The 26105-nt window shown below is 37.6% G+C and carries 21 protein-coding genes; 10 read left to right on the top strand and 11 right to left on the bottom strand.

The window, feature by feature from the left end; genetic code table 11:
• The first annotated feature begins 57 nt into the window (after window positions 1-57).
• The 3 genes from LV704_RS13315 (at window position 58) to LV704_RS13325 (ending at window position 6129) form a co-directional block, all read left to right on the top strand.
• Complete coding sequence (locus LV704_RS13315; protein WP_163423268.1) at window positions 58-3081, top strand: tetratricopeptide repeat protein; 3024 nt, start codon at window positions 58-60, stop codon at window positions 3079-3081.
• 13 nt (window positions 3082-3094) lie between these two features.
• A complete protein-coding gene (locus LV704_RS13320; protein WP_163423267.1) occupies window positions 3095-4846 on the top strand; it encodes a TonB-dependent receptor in 1752 nt (583 codons plus the stop codon).
• 317 nt (window positions 4847-5163) lie between these two features.
• A complete protein-coding gene (locus tag LV704_RS13325; RefSeq protein WP_233782040.1) occupies window positions 5164-6129 on the top strand; it encodes an OmpA family protein in 966 nt (321 codons plus the stop codon).
• Between the two features lie 71 nt (window positions 6130-6200).
• Here LV704_RS13325 and LV704_RS13330 read toward each other — a convergent pair whose 3' ends face one another.
• Window positions 6201-6626 carry a hypothetical protein gene (locus tag LV704_RS13330; protein ID WP_163423265.1) on the bottom strand — a complete coding sequence of 142 codons (426 nt, stop codon included), beginning with the start codon at window positions 6624-6626 and terminating at the stop codon, window positions 6201-6203.
• 151 nt (window positions 6627-6777) lie between these two features.
• Between LV704_RS13330 and LV704_RS13335 the strand changes: the two genes are divergently transcribed.
• Both LV704_RS13335 and LV704_RS13340 read left to right on the top strand, forming a co-directional pair.
• Window positions 6778-7869, top strand: a complete 1092-nt coding sequence (locus tag LV704_RS13335; RefSeq protein WP_163423264.1) for an OmpA family protein — start codon at window positions 6778-6780, stop codon at window positions 7867-7869.
• Between the two features lie 55 nt (window positions 7870-7924).
• Window positions 7925-9547 (top strand): amidohydrolase, encoded by a 1623-nt coding sequence (locus LV704_RS13340; protein ID WP_163423263.1) that lies wholly within the window; start codon window positions 7925-7927, stop codon window positions 9545-9547.
• A 46-nt stretch (window positions 9548-9593) separates the two neighbouring features.
• Here the strand turns inward: LV704_RS13340 and LV704_RS13345 are convergent, their stop codons facing one another.
• Window positions 9594-10127: a DUF2911 domain-containing protein gene (locus LV704_RS13345; RefSeq protein WP_163423262.1), complete on the bottom strand. Its 534-nt coding sequence runs from the start codon at window positions 10125-10127 to the stop codon at window positions 9594-9596.
• Window positions 10128-10367: 240 nt separating this feature from the next.
• Here LV704_RS13345 and asnB point away from each other — a divergent pair, with 240 nt between their 5' ends.
• The 3 genes from asnB (at window position 10368) to LV704_RS13360 (ending at window position 15314) form a co-directional block, all read left to right on the top strand.
• The gene (gene asnB / locus LV704_RS13350; RefSeq protein WP_163423261.1) at window positions 10368-12038 is read left to right on the top strand and encodes an asparagine synthase B; all 1671 of its coding nucleotides are present in this window, start codon (window positions 10368-10370) and stop codon (window positions 12036-12038) included.
• A 250-nt stretch (window positions 12039-12288) separates the two neighbouring features.
• Window positions 12289-14229, top strand: a complete 1941-nt coding sequence (gyrB, locus tag LV704_RS13355; RefSeq protein WP_163423260.1) for a DNA topoisomerase (ATP-hydrolyzing) subunit B — start codon at window positions 12289-12291, stop codon at window positions 14227-14229.
• A gap of 71 nt (window positions 14230-14300) precedes the next feature.
• Window positions 14301-15314 (top strand): DUF6588 family protein, encoded by a 1014-nt coding sequence (locus tag LV704_RS13360; RefSeq protein WP_163423259.1) that lies wholly within the window; start codon window positions 14301-14303, stop codon window positions 15312-15314.
• A gap of 75 nt (window positions 15315-15389) precedes the next feature.
• Here LV704_RS13360 and LV704_RS13365 read toward each other — a convergent pair whose 3' ends face one another.
• Entirely contained in the window at window positions 15390-15758 is a 369-nt protein-coding gene (locus tag LV704_RS13365) for a hypothetical protein (RefSeq protein ID WP_233782041.1), read from the bottom strand.
• A 244-nt stretch (window positions 15759-16002) separates the two neighbouring features.
• Between LV704_RS13365 and mdh the strand changes: the two genes are divergently transcribed.
• Together mdh and secDF are read left to right on the top strand one after the other, a co-directional pair.
• A complete protein-coding gene (mdh, locus tag LV704_RS13370; protein WP_163423258.1) occupies window positions 16003-16929 on the top strand; it encodes a malate dehydrogenase in 927 nt (308 codons plus the stop codon).
• A gap of 139 nt (window positions 16930-17068) precedes the next feature.
• Window positions 17069-20032 (top strand): protein translocase subunit SecDF, encoded by a 2964-nt coding sequence (gene secDF, locus LV704_RS13375; RefSeq protein WP_163423257.1) that lies wholly within the window; start codon window positions 17069-17071, stop codon window positions 20030-20032.
• Window positions 20033-20109: 77 nt separating this feature from the next.
• Here the strand turns inward: secDF and LV704_RS13380 are convergent, their stop codons facing one another.
• The 8 genes from LV704_RS13380 to cysS form a co-directional block, all read right to left on the bottom strand.
• Window positions 20110-20433 (bottom strand): hypothetical protein, encoded by a 324-nt coding sequence (locus LV704_RS13380; RefSeq protein WP_163423256.1) that lies wholly within the window; start codon window positions 20431-20433, stop codon window positions 20110-20112.
• 11 nt (window positions 20434-20444) lie between these two features.
• Window positions 20445-20960 carry an N-acetyltransferase gene (locus LV704_RS13385; RefSeq protein WP_163423255.1) on the bottom strand — a complete coding sequence of 172 codons (516 nt, stop codon included), beginning with the start codon at window positions 20958-20960 and terminating at the stop codon, window positions 20445-20447.
• Window positions 20947-22206 carry an ATP-binding cassette domain-containing protein gene (locus LV704_RS13390; protein WP_163423254.1) on the bottom strand — a complete coding sequence of 420 codons (1260 nt, stop codon included), beginning with the start codon at window positions 22204-22206 and terminating at the stop codon, window positions 20947-20949. Before LV704_RS13390 ends, LV704_RS13385 begins: the two co-directional genes overlap by 14 nt.
• Window positions 22207-22254: 48 nt before the next feature.
• On the bottom strand, window positions 22255-22779 hold the full coding sequence (locus LV704_RS13395; protein WP_163423253.1) for a GNAT family N-acetyltransferase: 525 nt from the start codon (window positions 22777-22779) through the stop codon (window positions 22255-22257).
• Entirely contained in the window at window positions 22780-23262 is a 483-nt protein-coding gene (locus LV704_RS13400) for a DUF192 domain-containing protein (RefSeq protein WP_163423252.1), read from the bottom strand.
• 1 nt (window position 23263) lies between these two features.
• The gene (lgt, locus tag LV704_RS13405) at window positions 23264-24232 is read right to left on the bottom strand and encodes a prolipoprotein diacylglyceryl transferase (RefSeq protein WP_163423251.1); all 969 of its coding nucleotides are present in this window, start codon (window positions 24230-24232) and stop codon (window positions 23264-23266) included.
• A gap of 122 nt (window positions 24233-24354) precedes the next feature.
• Window positions 24355-24582 carry a membrane protein insertion efficiency factor YidD gene (gene yidD, locus LV704_RS13410; RefSeq protein ID WP_163423250.1) on the bottom strand — a complete coding sequence of 76 codons (228 nt, stop codon included), beginning with the start codon at window positions 24580-24582 and terminating at the stop codon, window positions 24355-24357.
• Between the two features lie 28 nt (window positions 24583-24610).
• Window positions 24611-26092, bottom strand: coding sequence for a cysteine--tRNA ligase (gene cysS / locus LV704_RS13415; protein WP_163423249.1), 1482 nt, complete (start codon window positions 26090-26092; stop codon window positions 24611-24613).
• Window positions 26093-26105: the final 13 nt, after the last annotated feature.

Genomic DNA, 26105 nt, shown 5'->3' on the forward strand with positions numbered 1-26105 from the left:
CTTTGGCCTAAATTTTGACGTTATGTAAACAATCAATCGAGAACAGCGTAGAACACTATGAATCGAAATAATCTCCTTCTTTTTCCCATTTTCTTGGGTGCTTTTTTTATTGCCAAAGCTCAAGAAACCAAAATCTATTCACATGAGGGCAAGGCTTTTCAAGACGCATTGGCCCTTTATAACAATCAACAATTTCAGGCTTCACAAGCTGTTTTTGAAAAAGTAAAGGCGACCACCAGCGATGGTGAGACAGAGGCTAATAGTGCTTATTATTCAGCCAATGCTGCGATTAGATTAGGTCAGCGCGGAGCGGATAAAAAGATGGAAGATTTTGTGGAACGGTATCCCACTTCTACCAAGCGCAACTCTGCTTTTTTAGATGTAGCTGATTATTATTTTGAGACAGGGAAATATCCGTACGCCTTAAAGTGGTACAAAAAGGTAGACCAGTCAGCCATGTCCAATGCAGACAAAGAACGTTTTAATTTTAATAACGGTTATGCTCTATATGCTTCCAAAAAACCTAAGGATGCAGAACGTTATTTGAGTAAGGTGAGCAATTCACCAAAATACGGTTCACAGGCAAAATATTATTTAGGGTACATTTCATATGAACAAGATGATTATGATGAGGCAAGTGCACGTTTTGATCAGGTTACTGACCCTGAGTTGCTCAACGAAAAACTATCCTATTACCAAGCTGACCTAAATTTTAAACTTGGGAATTTTGAAGAAGCCATAACAATGGCGAAAAATCATTTACCAAAGTCGGACCGAAAAGAAATATCAGAACTTAACAAGATCATAGGCGAGAGTTACTTTAACCTTGAGCAATATGATGAGGCAATACCCTATTTGAAAAAGTACAAAGGAAGGAGAGGTAAATTAAGCAATACGGATTATTACCTAACCGGATATAGTCACTACAAAAAAGGAGATTATGAAGGTGCAATTCAGCAGTTTAATAAAATTATAGGAGGAACCAATAGTGTTTCCCAAAACGCATATTATCATTTAGCGGAATGTTATTTGAAATTGGACAAAAAACCAGAGGCACTAAATGCTTTTAGAAATGCATCTCAAATGGATTTTAGTGCTGATATTCAAAAAGATGCGCTTTTAAATTATGCTAGATTGAGTTATGAAATTGGAAATGCCTACGAACCCATTCCACAGGTGATGACCACTTATTTGGAGAAATATCCAAAGGACGAACATCAGCAGGAAATTCAAGAATTATTGGTGGATTCATATATCACTTCCAAGAATTTTGAAGGAGCCATGACGCTGCTAGAAAAGAATAAGGGTTATGCCGGCAAAGAGACCTATCAAAAAGTAGCATTTTACAGAGGAGTAGAGTTATTCATGGATGGTGAATACGAGCCAGCTTTTGATCGGTTTTCCAAATCTTTAAAAAGCGCAGAGAATGTTGATTTTGAAGCACGTACCTTATATTGGAAGGCTGAATCGGCATACAGATTAAACAGGTTTGATGAAGCACTTGCAGATTTTAGTCAGTTTCAACAACTTCCAGCTTCAAAAAAAATGGATGAATACCAAGATTTGAACTATAACTTGGGGTATTGCTACTTTAAGCTAAAAGACTATGGTAAAGCAATCACCCATTTTAAAAATGTGACCAATTCCAGCACCGATAATCGAGAGCAGCTGAATGATAGTTATTTACGTTTGGGAGACAGCTATTTTGTGACCAGCAAATACAAGTCTGCCCAATCTGCATATAACGAATCTTCTAAATTAAATGGCCCAGAACGAGATTATGCCGCTTTCCAAAAAGCATTGTGCAGCGGGTTTCTAGGAAACAATTCTGCTAAGATTGATGGATTAAATCAATTTTTGACCAGATATTCCACATCTTCTTTACGGGATGATGCACTGTTTGAACTTGGTAATTCTTATATCAAAAGCAACAAAGAATCAATTGGTTTGCAAACGTATGATCGGTTAGTGGATGAATTTGGTAGGAGCAAGTTTGCACCACGGGCTATGCTGCGCCAAGGGCTAGTGCATTATAACGCCAACAGAAATGACCAAGCTTTAACAAAATTGAAGGCAGTGGTCCAGAAGTACCCAAATACACAAGAGGCAAAACAAGCCGTGGCCACAGCTAAATTGGTATATGTAGATGAGGGTAGGGTTAGCGAATATGCAGCTTGGGCAAGAAACTTGGACTTTGTTGAAGTAACAGATGCTGAATTGGACAATGCAAGTTTTGAATCCGCGGAGAGAAAATATGTGGAAGGGAAGACAGATATTGCTATGAAGGGTTATGAGGATTACTTGAAAGAATTCCCTAATGGGCTTCATGCACTAAAAGTGAACTTTAATTTGGCTCAACTCTATTTTTCAAAAGGAAATAAAGATCAGGCGCTACCTAAATATCAAATCGTTGCCAATAGTGGTAATGGAGAATTTACAGAGCAAGCACTTACAAGGGTTTGCGAAATATATGTTGGAAAACAAGATTATCAGAGCGCTATCCCATATTTAGAAAAACTAGAAAGTACCGCAGAGATTGTTCAAAACAGAACATTTGCACAATCTAATTTGATGAAAGGGTATTATGGACAAAAAGATTATCGCCAGACCATAACCTATGCAGAAAAGGTGTTGAAAGCACCAAAAATTGACAATCGTATTAAAAGTGATGCGCAAATTATGATAGCTCGCTCCGCAATTGCAACCGATAATGAAGCATTGGCGGAGACTGCCTATAAAGAAGTGAGGAAAATAGCAATTGGAGAAATGGCGGCTGAAGCCTGGTTTTATGATGCCTACTTCAAAAATAAGAATCAGGACTATGAAGCTTCTAACCTATCTGTTCAAAAACTGGCAAAGGATTATTCGGGGCATAAAGAATGGGGCGGAAAAGGACTAATTATTATGGCAAAGAATTTTTATGGCCTAGAGGACGCTTTTCAAGCAACATATATTCTGGAAAGTGTAATTACCAATTTTGCCGAGTATGATGGTATTGTGGCCGAGGCAAAAGGAGAACTTTCCATAATAAAGGCCCGTGAAGCACAAAGTAATTCTTCAGTAGACCCCAACGGGAACTAAATCACAGTAACTCATGTACAAGAACATCTATATATTTTCAATTCTATTTTTGAGCCTTTTGAGTACGGTTTTAGCACAGGAAACCGATGATATAGGCACTGAAACAGTTACTGTTGTAAAACCGTATTCCCCTACTGTTTCAGATGCTTTTAAGCTAAAATCAGTGCCCAACCTGAATGACTCCATTGTTCTTCAAAAAAAGAAAATCAATTACAGTATTTTCTCAGTGCCTGTTGCCTCTACGTTTACACCGGCTAAAGGAAAGGCATCAAGAGTAAAGAAAACTCCGCCACCCACCTTGTACAATTCATATGCTTCGGTAGGGTTGGGAAATTTCAACAATGCCTTGGTGGATCTATACACCAGCAGGGAATTTAATAGAGGGGAAGATTTATTGGATTTTGGGTTAAGCCATCATTCATCGCGTGGAGCTATAGAAACCACCCCCCTTGATGCAGATTTTTACAATACAAAATTTGATATTTCCTATGCGAAAAAAGATAGGGATATGGAATGGGGTGCAGACATAGGACTCCAACATCAGTTATACAATTGGTATGGAATAGAAAATGGAGCTTTTGATGATGCTACAGTTGCCGCAATTGATGAAAGACAGAACTATTTTAATGCTGAAGCAAAGGCACATCTAAATTTAGAAGACTCCTTTTTTAAAAACGGAAATATCCTATTGAGACGATTTTGGGATGCTACGGAATCCGGAGAGAATCGCTTGGTTATTAATCCCAGTATAGAACTCCCTATTACGGAAGAATTGGTGACCATAAATACAAAATTGGATTATGTAAGCGGAAATTTCAAAAATGCATCTTTAAATAATACGGCAAATGATGGGGAGATAAATTACAATCATTTTCAAGCAGGGGTAAACCCAAGTCTTTTAATATTGAGAGATGACCTAACCCTAAATTTGGGCGCCAATCTTGTTTATGGATTAGATACAGAAAATAGCGATAGCAACTTCTATATTTATCCAGCTGTGACAGCTTCTTACCGCTTACTTGATGAAAATGTGATTGCTTACGGTGGAATAGAGGGTGAGCTAAAGCAAAATTCTTATTATGATTTTGTAGAAGAGAATCCTTATGTGTCCCCAACACTTTCCATATTGCCCACGGATCAACAATATGAGGGGTATTTAGGCTTAAAGGGCCAATTGCTTTCTAATGTAAGCTATAACATTAAAGGGTCATACACTGCTGAAAATAGAAGACCATTATTCCTCTTAAACCCCCAAAATTTGGTTAGAGATGATGAAAAAGGCTATTTCTATGGCAACTCCTTTCAGGTTTTTTATGATGATGTAAAGACACTTGGAGTTTTTGGGCAATTGAATATTGATGTAAATCGCAATTTTACTTTAGGAATCAATGCTGAATTCTATGATTATGATACCGAAACAGATAACCCAGCTTGGAACTTACCAAGTGTTAAAGGGTCTTTGTTTATGGATTATCAAATAGACAAGCAATGGTATCTTGGAGCCAATTTATTTTATGTTGGCGAGCGTGAAGATTTGGTGTCAACAGCAGTGGCCAGTACTCCACCCAATTTGTTTCCTTCCGCCATTGTAACATTGGATAGTTTTTTTGACGCCAATGCTCATGTTGGGTATCGTTTTAATGAACAACTTTCGGTTTTCGTAAAAGCTTCAAATATTGCCAATAATGATTATCAACGTTGGTCCAATTTTAGGGTTCAAGGCTTTCAGGCTCTTGCAGGAGTTTCGTATAAGTTTGATTTCTAATTCTTTTATGTTTTACAGAGAAATACGAACAGTTTCTTTTCAGTGAAATCCAAGCGTTTTAAATGATAAAAACGAAGATTACAAGGATTAATTTGTAAGTAAAAACGCAATAAAGTGTTAAGAAAATCGTTATACATCTCAATAATGACCTGCTTATTTTATCAAGGTCGGTTGCTCCAATTCAATTGGAAGTCATGCGATTACGATTCATACACATATTGTCCCTTTCTTTCTGTACCCTGATTTTTTCATCGGCCGTATCCCAAAATTTGGTACATAACGGTGGTTTCGAAGATTTTATAGAATGCCCAATTAAAATGAGCAATCTAAACAAGGACGCTGAATATTGGAGCGCTCCAACACTGGGAACTACGGATTATTTTAATGAATGTAGTAAGACCAAACTAGGAATTCCATTAAATTTTAAAGGGAACCAAGAAGCTTTTGAGGGAAATGGCTATGCGGGCTTGTATTTGTTCGCTCCAAAAGATTATAGAGAATACATTCAGGTAAAGTTATCTGAAACCTTAAAAAAAGGCCATAGATATAGACTTAGCCTTTCTTTGAGCCTTTCTGAAAAGTCTGATGGAGCAGTAATGGATATTGGTGCCGTATTTTCGGAAAAACCTTTGTCTATACATACCAAGAGACAGCTTTCCAATGCTACCTTGGCTTCCGAGATTACAAAAACCACGCATGCCAAACAATTTTCATCCAATGGGTTTTATAATGATAAGAAGAACTGGATGCAGGTTGAATTGGACATTGTTGCCAAAGGATTTGAAAGTACCCTTATTTTAGGGAACTTTAAAAGTAACGGAGGTACAAATTACCTGGATTTTGGGAAAAATACGGTCAATGACGAAGGGTATTCATATTATTATTTAGATGATATTATGCTTGTTTACCTAGGTCCCGATTATAAGCCCAATCAGAGTTATGTGCTAAATCATGTTAATTTTGATTTTGATCGCTTTGAGTTGGAACCTAAAGCAAAACAAAGTTTGAAGGATGTTTATGAGTATTTAAAAAAGAACCCTAGTCTAAAAGTATCCATTAGTGGACATACAGACGATCTGGGATCAGAAGAATACAATGAGATATTGTCCAATGAAAGAGCCAATACCGTTGCGCGCCACCTAATGCAATTGGGGCTTGAAAAAACGCGTATTACCCATGCAGGGTATGGAAACAAAATTCCTTTGGACAGCACACTTACCGATAAAGCCAGAAGAAAAAATCGGAGAGTTGAATTTGTGATGACCGAATTTGTTGATGAATGATAATCTACTATCATCAATAAGCAATAACTAAACTTCCGTTAGTAACCGATAAGGTCGGAAGAAGATTTGAATTAATTTGAGATGCTGAATGCACCGGCCAGTAGATTTTCCGACTGGGGAAACAAAATTGCTTCATTCCATGAATCCCAATAAAATTTTGGGTGCAAGCTAGAACTGCCGTCTAATAGTTTCTTTATATCGGCATCATATTCCAATACAATATTACCTGCGTTGCCGCCACTTAAAACAAAGAAAGACTCTGGTTTATAACCTTTGGATTTGATATTGATTTTCCAATGAAAATCTTTTTCGCTCTTGAGCAAGAAAGAACCCTCGTAATCGGTATATGTAATAATGTCTGTTGCATTTATTTCAACAGAAGCCCTATAAACAGGAAACCCAAGCTGATCAACAACTTTGCCATTTATCTTATTCTGGCCAAAGCCTAAATAAGGAACAACAGATAATACGAGCATATAGGTGACTATGCGCATCATAGTAAGATTTGGACTATAGTAACGAATTTTATTGGAAGTTAGTATGGTAAGAAGGATGAAATTGACAGCACCAAAAAATATCAAGTTGAACAATATGGGCTAAAAAACCACGTTTGTATAGGCGGTACGAGAACCTAAAATCAACATAGTTATGTTTTATAAGGTTACTCGTGTTTTTTTATTTCTCAGTTTTTGCTTTTTGCTAGGGACTCCAATTTTTGGACAAAACTTAATTCTAAACCCTGGCTTTGAAAATTATAAATCCTGTCCAGAGAACATCACCAATTTTGGCACTTTGCTGGAAGATGTTTCTTTACCAACTTCAAGTTCGGGGGACTACTTCAACACATGTGGTTCAAGTGATTTTAGTGTTCCAACCAATTTTAAGGGTTCACAAAAGGCGACTGAAGGTTCTGGTTACGTAGGTCTTTATTTCTATGCTTTAAATGATTACCGTGAATATATCCAGTTGAATACTAGCAAAACACTTAGGGAAAAACATCCATATAAAGTCACATTGCAATTGAGTCTTGCCGAAACTTCTAGCTTGGCTTTGAAAAATATGTCAATTGTACTGGTCAATAAAAAAGTAAAGGTTCCCAACGGTTCAGCTTTGACCGGTTCTCGTTTGGATTTACAAGAGGATATAGCATTTCAAGTAGTAAAGCTTAAACCAAACAAATCATTGGCAAACACAGATGAGTGGATAACGCTAACTGCTGAATTTGAAGCCAAGGGTTTTGAAAACCATATTATCGTTGGCAACTTCAATAACAATGTAAATACAGAATTATTGGAACAAGAGGGTACTGTGCTATCCAGTGATTTTTCCTATTATTATGTTGATAATGTGGGTCTTGAAGAATTACCAAGGGTCAATTATGAAAAAGACAAGATATACGTTCTAGAACGCAATCCATTTGAACCAAAAGGATACGAACTGGATGCTGAAGCCATTGCGAGCGTTAAAAAAATATTCAAGTATCTCAAAGAAAATGCTGAGGTACAAATGAAGATCACAGGTCATTCAGATAATGTTGGACAACCTGGATACAACAAATTCATATCTTCTTTGAGAGCCAGGGCAGTTGCACTATACCTTAAAAACCTTGGCATTGAAGACAATCGTATTGTTTGGGAAGGTGTTGGCGATACAAGACCGCTCGGAAATGGAAAAATCAAAGAGAGTCATCTTTCCAATCGTAGAGTAGAGTTTGTAATGACCCAATTTGAAGATAAATAAGGCGATAACAAATACATACGATTACATTTTCTATTTTTGAAGGAAACCTTCAAAAATGAATAAGTTTCTTTTCTATTTTTCAATTACTCTTTTGTTTGCTTCCTGTAATTCAAAAGAAGAGATAGATTTAATCGTTTTCAACGCGAATGTCTATACGGTAGATGCCAATTTCTCCAAAGCAACGAGTATTGCTGTAAAAGATGGGAAAATTGTGGCGGTTACTGATGTTGAGGATATCAATCAAAAATATAAGGCAAAGAAAGAGATAGATGCGGAAGGAAAAACTATTGTTCCTGGATTAATAGACGCGCATTGTCACTTTTATGGATTGGGACTTACCCAACAAGTTGTGGATTTAGTTGGTACCTCTAGTTTTGATGAGATCATTGATAAAGTAGTTGCATTTCAAAAAGAACATCCAACCAACTTTATTCAAGGTAGGGGATGGGACCAAAATGATTGGGAGGTCAAAGAATTCCCTACAAAAGATAAGCTGGACGAACTATTTCCTGATACACCTATCGCCTTAGAAAGAGTGGACGGACATGCTTATTTGGTCAATCAAAAAGCTTTGGATTTAGCAGGAATTACTGCTAGCACTGAGGTAGAGGGCGGTGAAATTGTAAAAAAGGATGGAAAAATAACGGGTGTGTTGGTAGATAACCCTCAAAGAATGATAGATGCCGTTATTCCACAACCGAACAGGACAACTCAAATTCAGGCGCTAAAAGATGCGGAACGTTTATGTTTGGATTATGGTTTGACTACGGTTAATGATGCAGGATTGTACAAGCCCACAATTGAGTTGATTGATAGTTTGCAAAATGCTGGAGAATTGTCAATAAGGGTGTACGCTATGGTAAGCAATACCAAAGAAAACCTAGATTATTATTTGGATAAAGGAATTATCAAGACAGATAGGTTAAATGTTCGCTCCGTAAAAGTTTATGGTGATGGTGCTTTGGGCTCTCGTGGAGCGGCACTAAGAGAACCATATTCGGATAAAGAAGGACATTTTGGTGCCATGATTACTCCTGTGGACCAAATTGAAGGTTTAGCAGAACGTATTGCGGCTTCGGAATACCAGATGAATACCCATGCCATTGGAGATTCTGCCAATATTGTTGTTTTGAGAGCTTATAAAAAAGCGCTTGAAGGAAAGCCAAATAGACGTTGGAAAGTGGAGCATGCGCAAGTAATCTCAGAAGCAGATTTTGATTATTTTGAAAATGGGATAATTCCATCCATACAGCCTACACATGCTACTAGCGACATGTACTGGGCAGAAGATCGTTTGGGTGAGGAACGTGTGCAAGGCGCCTATGCTTTTAAAACATTATTGGATAAAGCAGGTACAGTGGCCTTGGGTACCGATTTCCCTGTAGAACGCGTAAGTCCGTTTTTAACATTTTATGCAGCTGTGGCACGTCAAGATTTGGAAAAGTATCCTGAGGGAGGTTTTCAAATGAAGGATGCCCTCTCCCGAGAAGAAACCTTAAAAGGAATGACAATTTGGGCTGCACATTCTAACTTTGAAGAAAGTGAAAAAGGGAGTATAGAGATTGGGAAATTTGCTGACTTTATTATTTTAAGTGATGATATTATGACCATGCCAGTTGACGGTATCCCTAACCTAGAAGCTGAGCAAGTTTTTGTTGGAGGAAATCAAGTAAAATAAAAAAGCGAGCCGATAGGCTCGCTTTTTTACATTAAAATTATTGTGATTATAGGCTCATAGCTAAAGAAACACGAGTGGTTCCCCATCCCATGACCATATTTTTTCCAGCTTCATCAAAAGCAATAGAGAATGCTTCCAAAGACTCGCTGTCGGTACTGGCTTTAGCAGTAACTCTTGCAACATCTGCAGCACTATCATAGGAGTATGCGCCCCACTGATTTAAATTGCTGTTCAAAATAACAGTCCATTCACTCTCTCCAGGAATGGTAAACAATGCATAAGTTCCAGCTTTTACAGATTTTCCGCCAATGGTGGCATCCTTGTAAAAAGTAATTTCTGGTGCTTCGTTAGCTCCAGTTCTCCAAACCTTACCTGCTGGCGCAAGTTCAGAAAGACTACGACCTTTTAACTGTGGGCGACTATAAATTACGCGAACAGCTTTTTCCGAAACTCTATAACTAGAAGGATATGCAGCTATGTCCGCAGGGCTTTTATCTAAACCACCAAACTTTTGTGCAGTGGCTTCCGTAGAAAAAACCAATGTTAGGGTTAAGAAAGTAAGTAAGAATACATTTTTCATGATTAAAATTTTAGTTGTCCCCAAAACTAGCGTGTAATTGAATGGGGTTTTTATAAAGAGACGTTAAAATTTGACAACCTTTCAAAATGTTCAAAATTTGCGCAAAATAATTTAAAACTATACTGATTTTTAATTTAAATACATTTTTTAATTATGAATTGTAATTAATAATGTATTTAATGTTTTATTTATGAAACTATAAAATCATATTTGTATTAAAATTGTTATAAAAATAAAGATATGTGCGGAATTGTATGCGCGTTTGATGTTAAGGAAAGTACAGAAGCGTTGAGGCCTCAACTATTGGAAATGTCCAAAAAAGTTAGGCATAGAGGTCCAGATTGGAGTGGAATATATTCAGATGATAAAGCAATATTGGCACATGAGAGATTAGCCATTGTAGATCCAGCATCTGGAAAACAGCCACTTTTTAGTGCGGACGAAAAATTGATTTTAGCGGCTAATGGGGAAATTTATAATCATAGGGAACTTAGACAACAATTTGAAGGCAGTTATGAGTTTAAGACTAAATCGGATTGCGAGGTAATTTTAGCATTATATCAAGAGAAGGGTGTCGATTTTGTAGATGAACTGAACGGAATTTTTGGTTTTGCCATATATGATAGCGAAAAGGATGAGTACTTCATAGCAAGGGACCATATGGGGATTATTCCACTTTATATAGGTTGGGATAAAAATGGAACTTTCTATGTGGCATCAGAACTTAAAGCTTTAGAAGGAACATGCTCAAAAATTGAATTGTTCCCTCCAGGTCATTATTTGCATAGCAAAGACGGTGAGTTTAAAAGATGGTACAAGAGAGACTGGATGGATTATGAGGCCGTAAAGGAAAATGAAACCAGCATTACTGAGATTAGAGATGCTTTGGAAGCTGCGGTCCACCGTCAATTAATGTCTGATGTGCCTTATGGAGTTTTGTTGTCTGGAGGATTGGATTCTTCGGTAACTTCTGCAGTTGCAAAAAAATACTCTCAAATGAGGATTGAATCAGGTGATACCAAGGAGGCATGGTGGCCCCAATTGCATTCCTTTTCTGTTGGATTGGAAGGTTCGCCAGATTTGGCAGCCGCCCAAAAAGTGGCCGAGCATATTGGAACTATCCACCATGAGATAAAGTTTACTATACAGGAAGGTTTAGATGCTATTAAAGATGTGATCTTTAACTTGGAAACTTATGATGTTACCACAATAAGGGCTTCTACTCCTATGTACCTAATGGCAAGGGTGATTAAGTCAATGGGAATAAAGATGGTTTTATCGGGAGAAGGTGCAGATGAACTGTTTGGAGGGTACCTATATTTCCATAAAGCCCCAAGCCCAAAAGATTTTCATGAAGAGACGGTTAGAAAACTAGATAAGTTGCACATGTATGATTGTCTTAGGGCCAATAAGTCACTTGCTGCATGGGGAATTGAAGGACGAGTTCCGTTTTTGGATAAGGAGTTTATGGATGTTGCCATGCGCATTAACCCAAAAGATAAAATGATCAATGGTGAGCGTATGGAGAAATGGGTGGTTCGTAAGGCGTTTGAATCCTATTTACCGCATAGTGTAGCTTGGAGGCAAAAGGAGCAGTTTTCAGATGGAGTGGGTTACAGCTGGATTGATACACTAAAAGAGCTGGTAGATCAGGAAGTAAGTGATGAACAATTGGCAAATGCCCATTTTAAGTTTCCAATACAAACACCCACAAGTAAAGAAGAGTACTACTACCGTTCTATTTTTGAAGGTCATTTCCCTTCAGATGCAGCGGCATTTAGCGTTCCACAGGAGCCTTCAGTAGCTTGCAGTACCAAAATAGCTTTGGAATGGGACGAAGCCTTTAAAAACATGAATGACCCTTCTGGAAGGGCAGTTGCTAACGTACATGAAGATGCATATGTAAAATAACCAACCAAGTTATAGAATATGATGTAGGAAGATGCCGTTTTGTTTCATTTTCAATTAGTCAGAAAAGCCCCTTAACCAAGGGGCTTTTTGATGCTTACTGGGGTAAGTTTCGCATAAAAAACCAAACCTTATTTTTCCACATTCACTTGTTGATAACTTAGGAGGTGTGAATCGCTTCTAGCACCTAATTTCACTGGGTATTCCTTATATTTGTGAGATTTGAAAATTTCAAGGCTAATAAAGAAATTATATGAGCGAAGAAGCTAAAAAAAACCAATATTCGGCAGATAGCATTCAGGCCCTAGAGGGGATGGAGCATGTGCGCATGCGACCTTCTATGTATATTGGAGATGTAGGTACAAGAGGATTGCATCATTTGGTATATGAAGTAGTGGATAATTCCATTGATGAGGCCATGGGTGGTTATTGTGATACTATTAATGTTACTATCAATGAAGATAATTCCATAACTACAAAAGACAACGGGCGAGGTATTCCCGTAGGCCTTCATAAGAAAGAAGGGGTTTCGGCATTGGAAGTTGTAATGACAAAGATTGGTGCTGGTGGTAAATTTGATAAAGATTCCTATAAAGTTTCTGGTGGTCTCCATGGGGTAGGGGTTTCTTGTGTAAATGCACTTTCTAGCCATTTAAAAGCAACAGTTTACAGAGAGGGTAAAATTTGGGAGCAAGAATACGAAAGAGGTAAAACATCATACCCTGTTAAAAGTATAGGTGAGAGCAAAGAAACAGGTACTGTTGTAACGTTTGTTCCTGATAATACCATTTTTACCCAGACCACAGAGTACAGTTATGATACCTTGGCAAATAGAATGCGTGAGCTGGCCTATTTGAATAAGGGTATTACAATTACGTTAACCGATAAGCGCAACAAGGATGAGAAGGGTGAATTTGTCTCCGAGACATTTCATTCCAAAGAAGGGCTAAAAGAATTTATCAGATTTTTAGATAGTAACAGAGAACCGTTGATACAAAGCGTCATCTCTATGGAAGGTGAGAAGAATGGAATTCCGGTTGAAGTGGCCATGGTCTACAATACAGGGTTTACGGAAAACCTTCATTCTTACGTAAACAATATTAATACCCATGAGGGAGGGACCCATTTGTCAGGTTTTAGAAGAGGATTAACATCCACTTTAAAGAAATATGCAGATAGTTCTGGAATGCTGGATAAGCTAAAATTTGAAATTGCTGGAGATGATTTCAGAGAAGGATTAACAGCAATTGTCTCAGTTAAGGTGGGTGAACCACAGTTTGAAGGCCAGACTAAGACTAAACTAGGTAACAGAGAGGTTACGAGTGCAGTAAGTCAGGCCGTTTCAGAAATGCTTACGGATTATTTGGAAGAACACCCAGACGACGCAAAAGTAATTGTTCAAAAAGTGGTTTTAGCAGCTACGGCAAGACACGCAGCTGCAAAGGCTAGGGAAATGGTCCAACGTAAAACGGTAATGAGTATTGGAGGTCTTCCAGGAAAACTATCAGATTGTTCAGATCAAGATCCAGCCAATTGCGAAGTGTTCTTGGTAGAGGGTGACTCTGCAGGTGGAACAGCCAAACAAGGAAGAGATAGAAAGTTTCAGGCAATATTGCCGTTACGAGGTAAAATCTTGAACGTTGAGAAAGCCATGCAGCATAAGGTTTTTGAAAATGAGGAGATTAAAAATATCTACACGGCACTCGGTGTTACCATAGGAACCGAAGATGATAGTAAAGCGTTGAATCTCGAAAAATTACGCTACCACAAAGTGGTAATCATGTGTGATGCGGATGTGGATGGTAGTCACATTGAGACGTTGATTCTTACATTCTTCTTCAGATATATGCGTGAATTGATAGAAGGAGGACATGTTTACATCGCTACCCCGCCATTATATCTGGTAAAAAAAGGTACTAAAAGAAGGTATGCTTGGAATGATGAGGAGCGTGATGAGATTGTAGAGTCTATGAATGGAGCAGCTGGTATACAACGTTACAAAGGTCTTGGTGAAATGAATGCAGAACAATTGTGGGACACTACAATGAATCCTGATTTTAGAACTTTACGACAAGTCACCATAGATAATGCAACAGAAACTGACCGTATTTTCTCCATGTTAATGGGGGATGAGGTGCCTCCAAGACGGGAATTTATAGAGAAAAATGCTGTCTATGCGAACATAGATGTATAGATAATAGCATTTCACAACAAAAACTCGCTCCTACAGGGCGAGTTTTTTAGTTTTAGGAAAAATTTTACAAGATGAAAAGAATAATTTTATTGTTCGCATTATGTAGTTTTTCCTTAGGAATGGCGCAATCCAATCTAAACGACATTTTAGCCGCAGGGCTAAATGATGCAGAAAGGTTTACCTCCGACTGGATAGCTCCAGTTACAGAAGCAGGGATTTATAGTATCTCCAATGGATGGTATAACTCAGCCGACGCAAAACCATTGGGTGGATTTGAAATTTCAATCATAGGTAATATTACCGGATTTAAAAATAAAGGCGATAAAAAAGCTTTTACGCTCAATACAGCAGATTATGAAAACCTCACTTTTGTGGATGGCAGCACTTCTAAAGAAGTGGCAACTGCGTTAGGCGATATAGAAGGGGTAGATGTTGCTATTAACGCTACAATTGAGGGGCAGCAAGTAAGCACAGAATTTGAACTTCCATCTGGTCTGTCTTCGGAAGACCTAAACTTTGTTCCTTCAGGATATATTCAAGCTAGCGTGGGTTTAATCAAAGGAACTGAGGTCAAAGCTAGATTTTTACCCAAAATAAAAACGGATGATGTGTCTATTGGGCTTTATGGCTTTGGTATTCAACATGATTTTACAAAACATCTTCCAGCAGATAAATTGCTCCCAGTAGCCATTTCTGCAGTAATTGGTTATACTAATCTAAGTGGAGAATATGATTTTACTGATACCGGTGCTGTTAGTGGAGAAAATCAACGTATAGATGCACAATTTAGCTCTTGGAACTTTAGTGCGGTAGTCTCTACGCGTTTACCAGTAATTAACTTTTATGGTGGATTAAACTACATTACAGGAAAATCCGATATAGATATATTGGGAAGATATGAAATAGAAACTACCATTGGTGCTCCTATTGTATACAATGATCCATTTGCGATAAACAACAAAGTAAGTGGAGCTTCGGCCAATATTGGAACAAAACTAAAATTAGGCTTCTTTAGAATTAATGCCGATTACAACATTGCCGAGTTTAGCACCTTTACATTTGGAGTGAACTTTGGATTTAGATAGATTAAATTAGTGTTACATGAAAAAGGCCCCAATGAAAGTTGGGGCCTTTTAATTTTTATATTGCGCGTCTTTTAATTACTCTCTAGTGGCAAAGACCGCTCCATTCTCCAGAGCTAATATTTCTGGATCATTGGTCTCCTCTAAACTTACAATAACATCAGTTATTTCAGTATCAGAATAAATAATGGTGTACACACCATTTTCTTCAGACCATTTAAAATCGGTGTAAAATAATAGATTGGAATCAGAGTAACTTTGGTATCTACCTAAGTATACATCGTTGAAAATCCACTCCTCCCGAGTAGTATTTTCGTTTTTGTTGTCAAGTGTTGAACCGGCGCGTGCCCAGATACCCAAAATAGGATCATTGTTTTCTGGGATACTGGTACAGTTACTAATGGCAATTATGCATACAATTGACAACAATGAAAAGAACTTTTTCATAGGCTAAGTAGGTTAAACGTAATTTGGGATTAACATAACGCTGATTTATAAAGAACTATTGTTGCAAATTCGATGTAAGGTATGCCTAATGTATGTTTCTTCGTTGAACTACGTGTTTTGTTAACATTAGGTGTAATTTACTTACAAGGCGACAGGAAAATAGATATTTGGTAAAATGCCAAAAATCAGTTTTTTTCTTACCTAAATGCCTTATTTTTGAGCCATTAATTTTAAACCTAAAAAGATGAAAGTTACCGTAGTAGGAGCAGGTGCAGTTGGTGCAAGTTGTGCCGAATATATCGCAATGAAAAATTTTGCATCAGAAGTTGTCTTATTGGACATTAAGGAAGGATATGCTGAAGGAAAAGCAATGGATTTGATGCAGACAGCCTCCTTAAATGGTTTTGATACCAAAATTACTGGAAGTACAAGTGATTATTCTAAAACTGCGGGAAGTGATATAGCTGTAATTACCTCAGGTATTCCTCGTAAACCGGGAATGACGCGTGAAGAACTTATAGGTATTAATGCAGGAATTGTAAAGACGGTATCTTCCAGCCTTTTGGAACATTCTCCAAATGTTATTTTGATTGTGGTAAGTAACCCAATGGACACAATGACCTATTTGGTCCATAAAACCACAGATTTGCCAAGACATAGGATTATAGGTATGGGAGGTGCATTGGACAGTGCTCGTTTCAAGTACAGATTGGCAGAAGCCTTAGAAGCTCCAATTTCTGATGTAGATGGAATGGTAATTGGCGGTCATAGTGATAAGGGAATGGTGCCATTAATTGGGCACGCCACAAGAAATAGTGTAAAGGTTTCTGAGTTTTTGGCCGAGGACCGTATGCAACAAGTAGTTGAGGATACCAAAGTAGGAGGGGCTACACTAACAAAGTTATTGGGAACCAGTGCTTGGTATGCTCCAGGAGCTGCCGTGTCTGGATTGGTACAGGCAATTGCTTGTGACCAGAAAAAAATGTTCCCATGCTCTACATTTTTAGAAGGAGAATATGGCCTTACTGATATTTGTATCGGAGTACCAGTATTACTGGGTAGAAACGGTATTGAAAAGATTGTTGAGATTGAGTTGGGCGATGCAGAAAAAGCCAAAATGCAAGAAAGTGCCGAAGGAGTTAAAAAAACCAACGGCCTACTTCAACTGTAAGCTTTGATACATTTTAAGATTTAAAATAAATGGGCAGGAGACTGCCCATTTGCAATTCCCCTAAATTCTATTGGCAAATCTTGTGGGAAATGATATATTTGCACGCTGTTTAAGAAAACTTCTAAAAATTTAATAATCAATGCAAAATAAAGGACTTATAAAGCTTTTCGCGCTCCTTTTTGGTTTGGTAAGTATTTATCAGCTTTCCTACACTTTCATCGCAAGTAAGTTGGAAAAGGATGCTGAAACATTTGCTGTTAACCAAATCACGGAAGCTGAAGAAGACTATGTAGCAAAGCGTGAGGCTTTAGAAGCATCATACTTAGACTCTATTGGTAGTAATCCAGTTTTGGGTTATACCAGTTATGATGATGCTAAGAAAAAAGAACTGAATAAAGGATTGGACCTTAAAGGAGGGATCAACGTGACCTTACAGATTTCTGTAAAAGATATATTGAAAGGTCTTGCAAACAATACCAAAAATCCAATTTTCAACAAAGCTTTGGCAGATGCGGACAATGCTTCTAAAAGTAGTGACAATACGTATTTGGAATTGTTTTTTGAAGCTTTTGACAATATAAAAGGGGACGCCAAATTAGCTTCACCTGATATTTTCGCAAATAAAGGATTAAGTGATGTTGTCAATTTTCAGATGACTGATGATGAGGTTAAACCTATCATTAGAACGAAGATTGATGAATCCATCGTTTCTGCTTTTGAGGTACTCCGTGAACGTATTGATGGTTTTGGAGTAACACAACCTAACATTCAGAGAGAAGGAAATTCTGGCCGTATATTAGTAGAGCTACCTGGAGCAAGGGATATTGCAAGAGCGCAAGAACTACTTTCCAGTACAGCTCAATTGGAGTTTTGGGAAACCTATTCTCAAAGCAACCAGAGCTTGGGAACCTTTTTTGTGAATGCAAATGAGAAGCTTAAGGAAATTTTAGAACCTGTTGAAACAGAAGAAGAAATCTCTAAACCAGAATCAGAAATTGATTCTTTATTATCAGATGTTGCCCAAGATTCTTTGGACTTAACAGCTCAGGTAAATCCATTATTGGGTAAATTAATTCCTGCTAGTCCGGGCAGTCATGCAGTTGCTAGAGTACTGGTTACGGATACTGCTGAAATAGGCGGATACCTTAGAATGCGAGAAATCAAAAGGCTGTTGCCAAATGATGTTCAGTTTACTAAGTTCCTTTGGGAGCGATCTGCCAAGGATTCTGAATTGGCAGAATTGTACGCATTAAAATCGAATAGGGACAATACTCCTAGAATAAGTGGAGATGTGGTTTCTGACGCACAAGATACTTTTGATCAGTATAATAAGGCGGCGGTAAGCATGACCATGAATACAAAAGGGGCTAAGGAATGGGAAAAGTTGACCGGCGACGCTTTCAACAACCAAACTGGTATTGCCATTGTCTTGGATAATAAAGTATATACTGCTCCCGGAGTTTCTACAGGACCAATATCTGGTGGTCGTTCAGAGATCACAGGAACGTTTACCGTAAATGAAACTAAAGATATTGCGAACGTATTACGAGCTGGTAAATTACCAGCTTCAGCAGAGATAATTCAATCAGAAGTTGTTGGTCCATCTTTAGGGCAAGAAGCTATTGATAGTGGTTTTATGTCTTTCTTGATAGCCATGATGTTTGTATTGGTTTGGATGGTTTTCTATTATGGAAAAGCTGGAATTTTTGCAGATATTGCTCTAATACTGAACATTGTATTAATTTTTGGAGTACTTACAAGCTTAGGTGCTGTATTAACTTTACCTGGTATTGCAGGTATTGTTTTGACCATTGGTATGTCTGTGGATGCGAACGTACTGATATTTGAGCGTATCAAAGAAGAATTGGCCAAGGGTAAAGGAAAAGCCCAAGCCGTTGCTGATGGTTTCAGTAATGCATTATCCTCTATTTTGGATGCGAATATTACAACAGGGCTTACGGCTATCATACTTTTTATATTTGGCTCAGGTCCAATTAAAGGATTTGCAACTACCTTATTAATAGGTATTGTTACTTCCTTGTTCACAGCTATTTTTATTACACGTTTGTTGGTGGATTGGTATGTTTCCAAAAAAGGAAGAAGCTTGGATTTTTCCACAGCAATAACCAAGAATCTGTTCAAGAATATGAAAATCAATTTCTTGAGCAAACGAAAAATCGCGTATATCATTTCTTTTATTTTAGTGGGTATAGGAGTATTTTCATTATTTACTACTGGATTGCAACAAGGCGTTGATTTTGTCGGGGGACGTTCTTACCAAATTCGTTTTGAAAAAGCCGTTAATCCATCTGAGATAGCTTCTGAATTGAATACTGTATTTGGTAGTGGAACCAATGTAAAAACTTTTGGTGAAGCCAATCAGATTAAGGTGACCACACCATACAAGGTAGAGGTTGAAGGTATTGAAGTGGATAATGAAATTCAAAATAAATTATATACGTCACTGCAGAGATACTTGCCAGATGGTACTTCTTTTGAAGACTTTACCGTAGGGGCATCAGATCAATCCATAGGTATATTGCAATCCGTAAAAGTTGGTCCTACCATTGCAGATGATATTAAGAACAATGCCTTTTTGGCCATTATTGGTTCTTTGGCCGTTGTATTCTTGTATATCTTATTACGATTTAGAAAATGGCAATTCTCTTTAGGAGCTGTTATTGCGGTATTCCATGATGTTATGATTGTATTGGGGATCTTCTCTTTAACAGGTAGTATTATGCCCTTTAATATGGAGATTGACCAAGCATTCATTGCGGCGATTCTTACCGTTATAGGATACTCCTTGAACGATACGGTGGTTGTATTTGACCGTATTAGGGAGATTGTGAACCTAAAAGGATGGAACAACGGAGATAACATTAATCAAGCATTAAATAGTACGTTGAGTCGTACGTTGAATACATCATTAACCACATTGATCGTGTTATTGGCCATCTTCGTCTTTGGTGGAGAGAGTCTAAGAGGATTTATGTTTGCGATGATTGTTGGTGTAGTTGTAGGTACATATTCTTCTGTATTTATTGCAACACCAATTATGTTTGATGCATTGAAAAAGAAAATAGCGGGAGCTGACGAATAGTTAAGTTCTAAACTTATAGAGTAAAAGGCTGTTCAATTGAACAGCCTTTTTTAATACAAAATTGTAAAAGGGTTAAATTATTTTGGAGGTAGGGACATTACATATTCAAATCCTTTTTGAAGATATTTCCCTAAGGTTTCTTCATCTTTTAAAAGCGACTCAGGAATCAAAACATACTCCCGCATGGTTGCTCCGTGGGATTTAAGGGGTTTGACACCATAAGTTTCATCAAACTTGACTGTATCTTCCTTAGAAAGGCGAATGCCCAACTCGCCGTCTTTGTTTAATAGGGAAAACATATATCCGTTTGCCGAAGTATAGGGCATCGTTTTTCCCTTTCTTACGAAGTTGGGGTTTGCTTCTACCACCTTATCGTAAAGCTCAAGTACTTCTTCTCGCATAAGTTTTCGATTTAAATTAAATTTTTGGCCATTGCTTGAAACTTAAAATTTTCCTTTCCTATTTGGAAATCATGGTCGCCAACGATTTCAAAATCATTTTTTTCATAGAAATTGATAGCCCTAGCATTAGTTTTTAGAACTGACAACCAAATTTTTTCGGAGTTGCTCATAGCTGCTCTACTCAGCAGTTCATTTTGTAGTGAGTGACCAACTTTCTTGGATAGAAAATCTTTCAAGACATATATTTTTTGAAGTTGGCACACATTTTCCGCAACAATAAATTTTGATGGGGAGTTCAGTTTTAACTTAGCATATCCAACAGGAAGTTCATCAATATAAGCAAGCCAAAAAATATTGTTCGGTTTTTCAATGCTATTACGAATTTTTTGAACGCCAAAGGTCTGATCCAAATACTGGTACAAGTCTGTTTTATCGGTAAAGAAATGACCAAACGTTTCTGTAAAGGTAACTCTGGCTAAAAGGGCTATATAAGTTGCATCGGATACTTTAGCTTCAACTATTCGCATGATTTGTTACTTTTCCGGTGGAACCATTTTTGTTCATAGTTAGAATGTAATCAAATTGTGGCTTTAATCCAACCTCAGTTCTGTGGGAGACAAAAATGATGGTTGTTTCACTTTCTTGAGAAATTTTGTTGATCAAAGCAATAAACAAGGCTGCACTGATATCATCTAATCCAGCGGTAGGCTCATCTAAGATTAATAGTGGGGGATGTTTTACCATTGCCCTTGCTGTCATGACCAATCTTTTCTCACCGTTGGTCAGCTCCAGAAACTGGGCATCTCTTTTGTCATAGAGTTGTAAAAGCTTTAACCATTGGATCGCCAAACGTTTTTCTTGATCAGATGGACGGGTATAAAGTCCTACCGAATCATAAAACCCTGAAATAACCATATTTTCTGTGGTATGGTACCCTCTAAATTTATCCGTCATAGCCGGAGTAAAATACCCAATTTTGTTTTTTAGATCCCAAACACTTTCTCCACTTCCCTTTTTTTGGCCAAACAAAGTAAGATCTTGTCCATATCCTTTGTGACTATCACCTGTAATCATGGATAGTAGCGTGGTCTTTCCACTACCGTTTGGCCCAATAAGCTGCCAGAATTCCCCTTTATTAATAGTCCAATTGATGTTGTTCAGCACTTGGCGCCCATGAAAACTGACGGATACGTCTACGAAATTGATAAGCTGGACATCCTCAACTTCTGATGGTTCAATTGGCGGTGGAATTGTTTCAATGAATTGAATGGAGGTTGGTTTGTGCTGTTTCCAGAATGTTTTTGGCGAAACATAAGAGAATAATTTATTTCTATCTAATTTGAAGAAGTCCGTGGTTATTGGTAAAATATCGTTTGAACGGCTTACCAGTTGCACCAAACTGGTGTTTTTGGAGATGGATGATAATTGTTCTTTTAAATTGGTTTGGGTGGCAATGTCTAGATTGTCAAAGGGGTTGATTAGTACTAAAAAATCGGGTTTTTGCTCCAGCAAATGCCTAAGCAGGGCTTTTTTTTGTTCTCCACTGCTCATGGACTTTAAAGATTGCGAAATTCCTCGCGTTATAATTTTAGTGTCGTGCCGTTCTTCTTCATCCATGAAACGTTCAATCTCGGATCTTGAAAAAAGCGACCCTTTTTTATTGTGTAGTTCTTTAAATTCTTCAATACCTGAGCTCCTTAATAAATCTTGCACCAAACTTTTGGTTTGGGATTTATTGTTGATGAGGATGGCGTAGTTTTTAGTTTGACTCATTCAATTATCAATATCCAGAATTGGATTAAATGAAACTGAAAATAAAGATTATCCCTGATTTACCCTAAAAATGTGAACGGGATTGTCCTTGTAGTTGGTAGTTTTGTCCAAACGCATACCATTTTTAATGGCAACTTTTCGTGAAGGTGTGTTATCCACATGAATTATAGATATCAAAGAGTTTGCAAAGTTATTTTCAAAAGCGAAGTCTTTACATTTTTGAGCAGCCTCAAAAGCAAAGCCTTGCAGCCAAAATTCAGGTAAAACAGAATAACCTATCTCTAATTCTTCAACTTCATCAACATTTTGAACTAAAAGTCCACACATGCCAACTAGCTGGTTTGTTTCTTTTAGAATAAGGGCGTTCATGCCGCCCAACTGCATTTCATAACGCTCAAAAATTCGTGCAAATTGTTCTTTGCAAGCAACTAAGGGATCAGTGGGCAACCCATCCCAATATTTAGTGGACAATGGGTTTTCATAGAAAGGCATCCAACAATCAAAATCTGAAGGTATAAACCTTCTAAACACTAATCGTTCTGATGTTTGATTTTCTAATAAGTAAAGTGACATCTATTCTTTAGTGAAGGATATGGTATCACCAATATCCAATTCCAATTTTTCTGAAAGGCCTGCATTAATTTCTAGCACATATTTTACTGGAACCTTGGAAGAAAGCCCAGTTTCATTAAAAGGCTGGGCATTTTTCTGAAAACTGGCAATTTTTAAATTCTCGTCGATGTAAATGATATCCAAAGCAATTTGTGTGTTCTTCATATAAAAAGAGTGCATGGCAACATCAGGAAAAATAAATAGCATTCCTTGATTGTCTTGCATGGATTCACGATACATTAATCCAGTCTGTGTTTCATATTCAGATTCTGCAATTTCAATATCCAAGTGGGTTAATATAGAATCGGTTTCTTGTTTTAAAATGGTAAGAACCCCTTCTTTGGTAAAGCTGATAGCCTCAGTTTTTATTTCCTTTTTGGATTCTGTCTTGCATGATTGCAATAACAGAACAGGAATAAACAAGATTGTAAAAAGTGTTCGCATTCTAGGTAGCAGTTTTGGTTGAACCTGGTCTAAACATAAAATATATTCCTACTAGAATCATTGGAATACTTAACCATTGTCCTGTAGAAAGAAGCCCCAATGATTCCTCAAAACCTCCTTGGCTCTTCTTGAAGTACTCCACAAAGAAACGAATGGTCCAAAGCCCTACCATAAAGAAACCAAACAGATAGCCTGTCTTATCTTTTTTGTCTGTTTTCCAATATAAAAAATACAATGCTGCAAACACAAAAAGATAGCAAACACCTTCATATAATTGTGCCGGATGTCTATATGGAATTGATTCTAACACACTTGAAAATTCTGGATTGTTCTCAATTGCTTTATAGGCGGCACTTGCAGTCTTTTCTTTAGTGATAGACATTGCTTTGTAAGCAGGCATATCATCCGAGTCTCTTATAAAACGTGTGGCCAGAGCAAAAGATTTGTCCACAATTTTTCCGTTTATTTCTGAATTGAAAAAATTCCCCAATCTTACAAAACCAGCTCCAATGGCAGTAGCAACCACCATTCTGTCAAGCAACCAAAGCATTTTTATATCTTTCCATTTTCTGCAATACAGCCATACACCAATAATGGCCGCTATGGTTGCACCGTGGCTTGCCAATCCAGTAAAACCTGTGAATTCGTAACCGTTTATAAACCCAAACAAGGACTTGTTTGCACTTTCTCTAATGGGTAATAGGATTTCCAACAAATGGTCTTTGTAATAGTCCCAGTCATAAAAAAAGACATGTCCCAAGCGCGCTCCTAACATTATGGATACCACGCCATGGATAAAAAGGGAATCCAATTTTTCCATCGATTTTTTTTCGTTCAGGAAGATTCGCTTCATGATATACCACCCCACAACAAAAGCTGCAATCCAGAGTAAGTTGTAATATTTAATCTGGATAAAACCCAATTTAAACAGGGTGCCATCTGGATTCCAATTAAAGCCTAGGAAATACATGTGTAAAATTTTTGGGCTAAGATAAATGTTTTGGCCGGTTGCCAAGTTAGATTAACTTGATTTTTGGAAGTTCAGCTTTAATGGTGCATTAGCCCATGCTCTCGTGTTAAAATAGGATTCTACTATGGAACAGGGTCGTATCCTTTACCACCCCAAGGGTTGCAACTGAAAATCCGTTTTATGGACAACCATCCTCCTTTAAACAAGCCGTGTTTTTTTAAGGCCTCAAGGGTATACGCAGAGCAAGTAGGGGAGTACCTGCATGTGGCTGGGGTATATGGCGAAATTAAAAGCTGGTATAATCTTACCAAGAGAATAAAAGGAGCAATAAGGATTTTTTTAATCGACATTCCTTTTTATTCAGTATGATTGATCTGTTTAATTTATACTAAAACTAGTGCCGTCTTTTCCATCTTTAAGCTGAATGCCCAAAGCAGCCAATTTGTCCCTTATCTGATCAGAAGTGGCAAAATCTTTATTGGCGCGAGCTTGGTTTCGCAGTTCAATCAATAAATCCATAACACCGCCCAATGCATTGGAATCGTTCTTTACAGTTGATTGATTTTCCAGTCCTATTACATCATAAACAAAGGTGTTCAATGTATTTAGAAGTAAGGTTTTATCTTCTTCGGTAATACTTTCTTTACCTTCTTTGATTAGATTGATGTGTTTAACGGCATCAAAAAGATGTGCAATAAGGATGGGTGTATTAAAATCGTCATTCATGGCATCATAGCATTTTTGCTGCCAAGTACCAACGTCGAAATCAGATTTGGTTTCAGTGCTAAGGTTCTGAAGATTTTCCATGGCATCCATTAAACGATTATATCCTTTTTCGGAAGCAAGGAGAGCATCATCACTTAGGTCCAAAATACTGGTGTAATGCGCTTGCATCATAAAAAACCTAACAACTGAAGGGGCATACGCCTTGCTTAGGATATCGTTTTCACCAGAAAAAATCTCTGACGGATAGATATTGTTTCCAGTAGATTTGGACATTTTTTTTCCATTCAAGGTCAGCATATTGGCATGCAACCAATATTTAACCGGGGACTTTCCTTTACTGGCTTCTGCTTGAGCAATCTCACATTCGTGATGTGGAAATTTTAAATCCATTCCACCACCATGAATATCAAATGTTTCGCCAAGGTATTTTGTGCTCATTGCGGTACATTCCAAATGCCATCCAGGAAAACCATCTCCCCAGGGAGAAGGCCATCTCATAATGTGTTGCGGTTCTGCTTTTTTCCAAAGGGCAAAATCTTGTGGATTTCTTTTTTCATCCTGAGCAGTAAGTTCACGGGTATTGGCAATCATATCCTCCAGCTTTCTTCCACTAAGTTTGCCATATTCATTACTCTCGTTAAACCTTATGACATCAAAATAAACAGAACCATTTGCCTCATAGGCATAACCTTTTTCAAGAATTTCTTTTATGATTTCTATTTGTTCAATAATGTGGCCCGTAGCTGTGGGTTCTATGCTGGGTGGCAAAAAATTGAATTGTTGGAGTGTATTATGAAAATCAACAGTATACCGTTGAACCACTTCCATTGGTTCAATTTGCTCTAGTTTTGCCTTTTTAGCAATTTTATCCTCTCCATCATCCGCATCATTTTCCAAATGTCCGGCATCGGTAATATTACGTACATACCGTACTTTAAAGCCTAAATGTTTAAAATATCGGAAAATCATATCAAAAGACATGAATGTACGGCAGTTTCCCAGATGAACATTGCTATAAACTGTTGGTCCACAGACATACATGCCTATGTGGCCTTCATTTATAGGTTGAAAAACCTCTTTCTTTCCTGAAAGTGAGTTATGTACTTTTAGGGTTTGGTTCTTATAAAGTTGCATTGAAAAACTAATG

Source organism: Flagellimonas sp. CMM7, assembly GCF_021390195.1.
Classification (GTDB): Bacteria; Bacteroidota; Bacteroidia; order Flavobacteriales; family Flavobacteriaceae; genus Flagellimonas.